Source organism: Nocardioides sp. CPCC 206348 (assembly GCF_048654705.1).
GTDB lineage: Bacteria > Actinomycetota > Actinomycetes > Propionibacteriales > Nocardioidaceae > Nocardioides.
In genome coordinates, this window is sequence record NZ_JBMCZA010000243.1 from 157,541 (window position 1) to 161,749 (window position 4,209).

A 4,209-nucleotide genomic window follows, 5' to 3' on the forward strand; every position below is an offset into this window, starting at 1 on the left:
GGGTGCGCCCGTGCCCAGCACCCAGAAGATGGTCATCCGTGGCCCGACCCCGACACCGCGCAGCTTCTGGGTCACGCGCGTGTCGGCCAGGGCGCGCGCGGCGATCGGGCGCAGGGAGAACTCGGTGAACAGGTAGGAGATGCCGGCAACGACGACACCGCCGATCCCCACGGTCAGGCCGGTCCCCAACGCCCGGGAGGGCTGGATGATCACGGTCAGGAGAGTGAACAGCACCGTTGCGGCCAGCCACAGCAGGAACTGCATCGTGGTGAGCACCAGCGGCACCCGAAGTGCCTGGGTGCGCTGGACGTGGTCGGGGTCGACGTCGTCGGGTTGGGTCGCCCAGCGCAACGCCTTCAGGGACGTCGTCGTGCCCCAGATCGCGCCGATGACGACGGCAGTGGCGACGTACGTCGGGATCGCGATCGCGAGCGCGACCACCATCTCGGTCGTCGGCCCCGGGGACGGAATCGCCCAGGTGTTGATGACGAAGACGACCACCGCGCCGACGACGTTCGTCGACACGAGCATGATCGTGAGCAGCAGCTGCACGCGGATCCGCAGCCGCCGGGGAGGCTGGTCGCGCGGACCCAGCAGGCGCGAACCGAACGGGCTGCGTCGATGGGCGGATCCGCGGGGCATGGGCGCAGCCTAGTGATCGGTCAGGGCCGACCTGTTTGAATCGACCCATGAGCGGTTCACCCACGGCCACCGGCTTCTCGGCCGCCGAGATCACCGATGCCTACGCGACCTTCCACGGCAAGGTCGCCGGCTTCGTCGCCAGTGGGGACTGGAGCGGCTACGCCGACCTGTTCACCCCCGACGCCGTCTACGTCGAACATGCGATGGGGACGTTCACCGGACGCGACGAGATCCGGGCCTGGTCGGTGAAGACGATGACGTCGTACCCCGGCCGGGTGATGACCGGCTTCCCGCTCTCGTGGCAGGTGGTCGACGCGGAGCAGAACCGCCTGGTCTGCGAGGTGCTCAACCCGATGCCCGACCCTGGCGACGGGACGATGCTCGTCGAGCCCAACATCACGATCATGACGTACGCCGGCGACGGGCTCTTCTCGCGCGAGGAGGACGTCTACAACCCGCTGCGCTTCCACACCATGGCGGTGACCTGGGCTCGGATCGCGGCGGCGCACGACAATGCTGACGACGACGTGCTCGCGTGGCTGGATCGCTTCGGGGGCGGACGATGACCGGTACGGCGAAGCGGCTCCTGCTGGAGGTCCTCGGCTGGATCCTGCTGCTCGCCGGCGTCGCGGCCATGGTGCTGCCCGGCCCCGGCCTGCTGCTGATGGCGGCCGGCCTGGCGGTGCTGTCGCAGCAGTACACCTGGGCCGAGCGCCTGCTCGATCCCGTCATGCTGCGGGCGCTGCGCGGTGCTGCGGAGGGTGTGGAGACGGTGCCGCGGGTGGTGTTGTCGACCCTTGCGGGGCTCGGGCTCGGCGCGTTCGGCGTGCTCTGGATCATCGGCCCGGATGTCCCGTCCTGGTGGCCGATCGGTGACAAGTGGTGGCTGTTCGGCGGCGTCTGGACCGGCGTCACGCTGCTGTTCTCCTGCGTCCTCGCGCTGGCCCTGCTCGTCTACGCGTTCCGGCGCTTCCACGGGAAGCCCGAAGCCGTCGCGGCCCTGGAGGGCAAGATCGGCGAGGCCGACGTCGAGGCGCACGAGGAGCGCGAGCGGTTGCGCCAGAAGGTCGAGGAACGTCGCCACCACGACAAGGGCGAGCGATGACGCTTGACCCGAGGGATCCCGACGACCTGCGCAGCATGCACCAGCGGATGGTCGACGGCGACCTCTACCTGGCCGACGACCCGGAGATCATGGGGGCGTACCACCGCGCGAGTGACCTGACGACGGAGTTCAACACCACGACGGCGCGTGAGGTCGACCGGCGCCGGGCGCTGCTCGCCGAGCTGCTCGGAGCGATCGGCGAGGACACCGAGATCCGCCCGCCGCTCCAGGTCGACTACGGCACCCAGATCGAGATCGGGGCACGGTCGTTCGTGAACTTCGGCCTGATCGCGCTCGACGTCGTCGCGATCACCATCGGCGACGACGTCCAGATCGGCCCGAACTGCCAGCTGCTCACGCCCATCCATCCGCTCGGTGCCGACCTGCGCCGCGCGAAGTGGGAGTCCGCGAAGCCGATCACCATCGGCGACAACGTGTGGCTCGGCGGCGGGGTCATCGTGTGCCCTGGTGTGACGATCGGCGCGAACACCGTGGTTGGTGCGGGTGCTGTGGTGACCAGGGACCTGCCGGAGGGTGTGCTGGCTGTGGGCAATCCGGCGCGGGTGATTCGCAAGCTTTGAGTGCTGACGGCTGGCCGCGTTCTCGCCCGTGATGAACTTCGGGACGTGGACGTCGCAGCGGTGCTGGAGGAACTCGTTCGCCGCGCCGTCGCCAATCAGCCCGACTGGCACGTCGCGCCCACGGACATGGCGGGGTGGGTAGCGGGCACAGGCCTGAGCCAGGACGCCCTTCTCGACGGTGTGGCGCTGGAGCTTGCGCGCGAGTACGACGACAGTGCCCTGACGTTCGAGATTGCCGACGATGTGGCCAACGCTCTCCACTCCTACGTGACGCTGCAGGACGTCAAGCGCCCGGTCCTGTTCAACAGCGTCTTCGAGGCGTTCGACGAGGGCGAGTACTTCCACGACGCCGATCGGTCAGTGGATCCTGAGCTGGCCTACACGAAGCCGATGATCAAGGACATCCTGATGAGTCAGCGGCGCGCTGATGTTGCGGTGGACGATGCGCCACAAGTCGAGCCTGCGAGTGCGGTCCCGGTCGACGGATTCCTCACGATCGTCCGGTTCGATGAGTGGTCGCCGGTCGTGTGGTGGGGCACCGGACCTCACGACGACGAGATCCTCGCAACGGAGGGTTGCCGCGTCGCAGCGTGGAGCAGTCCGGAGGAGTGTCTGCGGACCGTCCGCGAGCGTGGCTGGCGCCTGGCGGGTGACGATGGCGTCGAGAACACCAACGTCACGCGGCTCGACTTCGAACCGGCCCAGGCGTGGCTGCGTGGTGCATCCACGTCGCTGGATCCCCGGGCGGGACTCGACCTGTGGAACTTCGCGATCGACGTGGCCCACTCTCTGGGTACGCCCTTCCGTCACCGTGGACGCCTGGCCGACCGGTGCCACGACAAGCTGACGGCGGCGAACGTGCCCTCGGCCTTTGGGGTCGAGTCCTACGCGCCGCGATGGACGGCGGCCGAGATACGCGTGCTCCGTCGCGTGCTCGGCGAGGCAGTGCACGTCGTCCGGTCGGGTCTCGGAGAACCCACGACGGCACAGCCGACGTGACCGGAGACCTTCTCCACAGGGTCCTGCTGACGCGTTGCCTGTCGAACGGATGTTCGGTATCATCTATGTATGAGTTCGGGTCTCTCGGAAACGTCCCCGGAGCAGTTGCTCCAGGCGGCTGAGGAGTGCCTGCTCGAGGGGCGTCGGGTCGAGGTCCGCAAGCTGGACGTCCTGCTGGCATGGGCTGATTCGTTCTCCGGCGACCCGCAGGACGAACCTGACGCGGTCCCGATCCGGTACGGCGGCCCGCGGCTGATCGCCCTCGGTGGTGAGGGCACCCCGAAGGTCTCGGACCTCGCGCTGGTCGAGATCGCGATCGCACGCCGCGAGTCGGTGTTCACCACCCGCCGGCGGTTGGCCGATGCGTTCGACCTGCGACACCGGTTGCCGTTGGTGTGGGCCGGGTTGCAGGACCTGCGCTGCGAGACCTGGGTGGGGAACAAGGTCGCTTCGATGTCGCGCAAGCTCACCCTGGAACAGATCTTCCTGGTCGATGTCGCCGTGTCCGAGGCGCTCGACGAGGCACCGGCGCGGATCCTGCAGATCGCCGAAGCCAAGATCATCGAGGCCGACCCCGTCGCCCACCAGGAACGCATCGACGCGAACCGGGCCCGCAAAGGGGCCTGGTGTTCACGGTCGAAGCCCGGTGCGTCCGTCGAGGGCGAGAGCGCCGGCGTGGGGAGCGTGTTCGCCCGCATCGATGAGGCCGATGTCGAGGCCCACCGCGAGATCATCGAAGACCTCGCCAACGCCCTCGCCGCCCACGCCGGGCCCGTCGCCGAGGGTGACGAGCCTTTGCCGATGGACCACTGGCGGGCCGAGGCGTTCGCGATGCTCGCCGACCCCGCCGCGGTGTTGGCGTTCCTGCGCGGCGAACACCCC

Annotated in this window: 5 protein-coding genes and 1 pseudogene; 5 read left to right on the forward strand and 1 reads right to left on the reverse strand. The window is 68.8% G+C overall.

The annotated features are described in order from the left end of the window. Positions 1-642, reverse strand: a pseudogene (locus ACOADB_RS29165) (hypothetical protein); the annotation flags it as partial. A gap of 47 nt (positions 643-689) precedes the next feature. On the opposite strand from ACOADB_RS29165, the gene ACOADB_RS29170 reads away from it, so the two are divergent. The 5 genes from ACOADB_RS29170 to ACOADB_RS29190 all read left to right on the forward strand — a co-directional run. Continuing rightward, the gene (locus ACOADB_RS29170; protein WP_378607547.1) at positions 690-1,208 is read left to right on the forward strand and encodes a nuclear transport factor 2 family protein; all 519 of its coding nucleotides are present in this window, start codon (positions 690-692) and stop codon (positions 1,206-1,208) included. Further along, positions 1,205-1,747: a PGPGW domain-containing protein gene (locus ACOADB_RS29175; RefSeq protein WP_378607550.1), complete on the forward strand. Its 543-nt coding sequence runs from the start codon at positions 1,205-1,207 to the stop codon at positions 1,745-1,747. Before ACOADB_RS29170 ends, ACOADB_RS29175 begins: the two co-directional genes overlap by 4 nt. Continuing rightward, complete coding sequence (locus ACOADB_RS29180; RefSeq protein WP_378607554.1) at positions 1,744-2,328, forward strand: sugar O-acetyltransferase; 585 nt, start codon at positions 1,744-1,746, stop codon at positions 2,326-2,328. Before ACOADB_RS29175 ends, ACOADB_RS29180 begins: the two co-directional genes overlap by 4 nt. Before the next feature lie 45 nt (positions 2,329-2,373). Further along, the gene (locus ACOADB_RS29185; protein WP_378607557.1) at positions 2,374-3,327 is read left to right on the forward strand and encodes a hypothetical protein; all 954 of its coding nucleotides are present in this window, start codon (positions 2,374-2,376) and stop codon (positions 3,325-3,327) included. 69 nt (positions 3,328-3,396) lie between these two features. After that, a partial coding sequence (locus ACOADB_RS29190; protein WP_378607560.1) for a hypothetical protein occupies positions 3,397-4,209 on the forward strand: 813 nt, incomplete at its 3' end.

What these genes read in the sequence shown, in the direction of transcription:
- ACOADB_RS29170 (WP_378607547.1), top strand. Translation starts at nt 690, where the DNA reads ATGAGCGGTTCACCCACGGCCACCGGCTTCTCGGCCGCCGAGATCACC.
- ACOADB_RS29175 (WP_378607550.1), top strand. Translation starts at nt 1,205, where the DNA reads ATGACCGGTACGGCGAAGCGGCTCCTGCTGGAGGTCCTCGGCTGGATC.
- ACOADB_RS29180 (WP_378607554.1), top strand. Translation starts at nt 1,744, where the DNA reads ATGACGCTTGACCCGAGGGATCCCGACGACCTGCGCAGCATGCACCAG.